Below are 2,826 nucleotides of genomic sequence, written 5' to 3'. Positions count from 1 at the left end.
CTTCGAGCACGGCCGCGGCCATCGCGAACACGCCCGGGTCGCCCGACGACACGACCGCGACGCGCCGGCCCTCGGCCGCGAGCTCGAACGCATGGCGCGCGCGCTGCATTTCCTCGCGATTGTCGGTGCCGTGCACGCGCTGGTCGTCACGGAACGGGCCGGCCATGTTCACGTAGGTCGTATAGCCGAGGATGTCGGTCGCTTCGGCGCGCGCCGCGCGCGCGGCCGGGGTGAGCCATGCAGCGCCGCCCGGGCCGAGGCCGAGCACCGTCAGGCGGCCGCGCGCACGACCGAGCGTGGCGGGATCGACCGGGTGCGACGCGACCGCGCATGCGATACCGTTCGTCGGGGCGCGCAGCGTGTGAGTGACACGCAACGCGCTGGCGAGCAGGGCGGCCGCATCGGTTGGTGCATTGGCATCGCCGTCGACATCGACATCGACATCGATGAAGCGCAGCGGCACGTCGAGCGTTTGCGCCGCTTCTTCCAGCACGGCATCACCGATTGCCGCTACGGGTGCAACGATAGCCGCGAGCGCCAGCCGCGCGAGACCTTGCGCATCGAGTGCGGCGTCGATGCGCGCAGCGAGCGCTTCATCACCGTGGATCGCCTGCGCATCGACGCCCACTACCACGCTGCGCGGATGAATCACCAGTTCGTCGCGCGTACCGTGCCATGCATCGGGCGTCACGCGGATTGCATGCGCGGCCGCGTCATCGCGCGGCAACGCGACATCGTCTAGCCACGGCGCCGCGCCGTCGATGCGCGTCGACGCGCCCGCGAGCAGATCGGACACGAAGCGTTTGCCCTGCGCGAGATCGGCGAGCGCATAGCCTTCCGGCGGATTGAGCACGCACGCGCCGAAGCGCAATTCGCCGCTGGTCGTGATCGCCGGTGCGACGCCGACGCATGCGGCGATTTCGCGCGCCATCACGTTGACGCCCGTCAGCCCGCCGAGCAGCGGCACGACCGCCGATCCGTCTTCCGCCACCGCGAGCACGGGCGGCTCGACGCCCTTGTCGGCGAGCGCGGGAGCGATGCAGCGGATCACGATGCCGGCCGCGCACAGCGCGACGATCGGCAGCCCGCGTGCATAGAGTTCACGCAGGTGCGCGCCGAGATCGTCGAATGGCACGTCAGCGTCGACGCGCGATGCGAGGCCATGCACGAGCGCACCCGGATAGCGCGCCTGGATGCGCCGCGCGGTATCGAGCGCGCCCGCGCCGAGAATCACGATCGCGGGCGGAGTCGTCATCCTTGCCATTTTTCCCCCGGCACGACGAGCAGCGAGAAATACGGCGACGCCATCGGATCGACTTCGTCGAGCGGCACGATGCGCTGGCTCGCCATCGTCGCGCGCTCGACATACAGCGCGCGCTTCGCGAGCCCCAGCTCGTCGAGCACGCGCCGCACCTTGTCGAAATTGCGGCCGAGTTTCATCACGACGGCCGCGTCGGCCCGCGCGAGCCGCTCGCGCAGTTCGTGCTCGGGCAGCACGCCCGATAGCACCGACAGGCTCTGGTTGCGATAGACGAGCGGCTGGCCGAGCACGGCCGTGCCGCCGAGCATCGCGCACACGCCGGGGATCACCTCGGTGTCGTAGCGCGGCGCGAGGCGGTCGTGCAGGTACATGTACGAGCCGTAGAAGAACGGGTCGCCTTCGCAGATCACCGCGACGTCGCGGCCCGCGTCGAGGTGCGCGGCAACGATTTCGGCGGCCGTATCGTAGAAGTCGGCGATCACCGTCTCGTAGCACAGCGGCGGCGGCAGCGCCTCGGTCGTCACCGGATAGACGAGCGGCAGTTGCGTCTGCCCGTCCTGCAGGTGCGCTTCGACGATGCCGTACGCATTGCCTTTCTTGCCCTTCGCGACGAAATACGCGACCACGGGCGCGGCCTGCAGCACGCGCAGCGCCTTGATCGTCATCAGTTCGGGATCGCCGGGGCCGACGCCGACCCCGAACAGGCGTCCGCGCGCGGTCGTCATTCGACCTCCGTCGCGAGTGCGTTGACCGCCGCAGCGGCCATCGCGCTGCCGCCGCGTCGGCCGAGCAGCGCGACGTACGGCACGCCACGGCTGTCGGCATCGAGCAGCGCCTTCGATTCGGCCGCACCGATGAAGCCGACCGGGAAACCGAGGATCAGCGCGGGGCGCGGCGCACCGGCGTCGATCATGTCGAGCAGGTGGAACAGCGCGGTCGGCGCATTGCCGATCACGACGACGCTGCCCGCGAGATGCGGACGCCACAGTTCGAGCGCGGCCGCCGAACGCGTGTTGCCGAGATGTCGCGCGAGATCGGGCACCTCGGGCTCGCCGAGCGTGCAGATCACGCGGTTGTCGGCCGGCAGCCGCGCGCGCGTGATGCCTTCGGCGACCATCCTCGCGTCGCACAGGATCGGTGCGCCGGCCGCGAGTGCCGTGCGGCCCGCCGTGCCGGCGCCGGCCGAGAAACGCAGGTCGTAGACGACGTCGACCATCCCGCACGCATGGATCACGCGCACCGCGAGTTTCTCGAGGTCGGGCGGAACCTGCGACAGGTCGGCCTCGGCGCGGATCGTCGCGAACGACTGGCGGTAGATTTCCTGCCCGTCGCGAATGTAGTCAAGCATCGGTGGTGTCCTGGCTGTGCCGCGCGCCCGTCAGTCGGGCCGCGGCCTGGTCAATCGTCAGATGGCGCGCGAGCGGGGCGCCGGGGCCCGCAGCGGCGTCGCGCCGGTAAAGGTCGGAGGGCGCGGGCGCAACCGCGACGCGCGTCTGCGCAGATCGGGAGAGCGTCGTGTAGGGGAAGAGTGTGGGGCAGCGTGTGTAGCGCGCTGGGTGGCGTGG

At 70.6% G+C, this 2,826-nt stretch carries 3 protein-coding genes and 1 pseudogene; all 4 read right to left on the bottom strand.

Annotated features, from left to right (window positions below):
- Positions 1 to 1,255, bottom strand: a 1,255-nt coding sequence (locus tag G3N93_RS37570) for an SAM-dependent methyltransferase (RefSeq protein ID WP_206135287.1), incomplete at its 3' end; no start/stop codon positions are given.
- Complete coding sequence (locus G3N93_RS37565; protein WP_166896637.1) at positions 1,252 to 1,986, bottom strand: precorrin-2 C(20)-methyltransferase; 735 nt, start codon at positions 1,984 to 1,986, stop codon at positions 1,252 to 1,254. The genes G3N93_RS37565 and G3N93_RS37570, both read right to left, overlap by 4 nt.
- A complete protein-coding gene (locus tag G3N93_RS37560; protein ID WP_046545711.1) occupies positions 1,983 to 2,609 on the bottom strand; it encodes a precorrin-8X methylmutase in 627 nt (208 codons plus the stop codon). Before G3N93_RS37560 ends, G3N93_RS37565 begins: the two co-directional genes overlap by 4 nt.
- Positions 2,602 to 2,826 (bottom strand): annotated as a pseudogene (locus G3N93_RS37555) (hypothetical protein); the annotation flags it as partial. The gene G3N93_RS37560 and the pseudogene G3N93_RS37555, both read right to left, overlap by 8 nt.

It is taken from the genome of Burkholderia sp. Se-20378, from assembly GCF_017104665.1.
GTDB lineage: Bacteria > Pseudomonadota > Gammaproteobacteria > Burkholderiales > Burkholderiaceae > Burkholderia > Burkholderia lata.
This window is presented reverse-complemented; position numbering and strand designations above follow the sequence as displayed.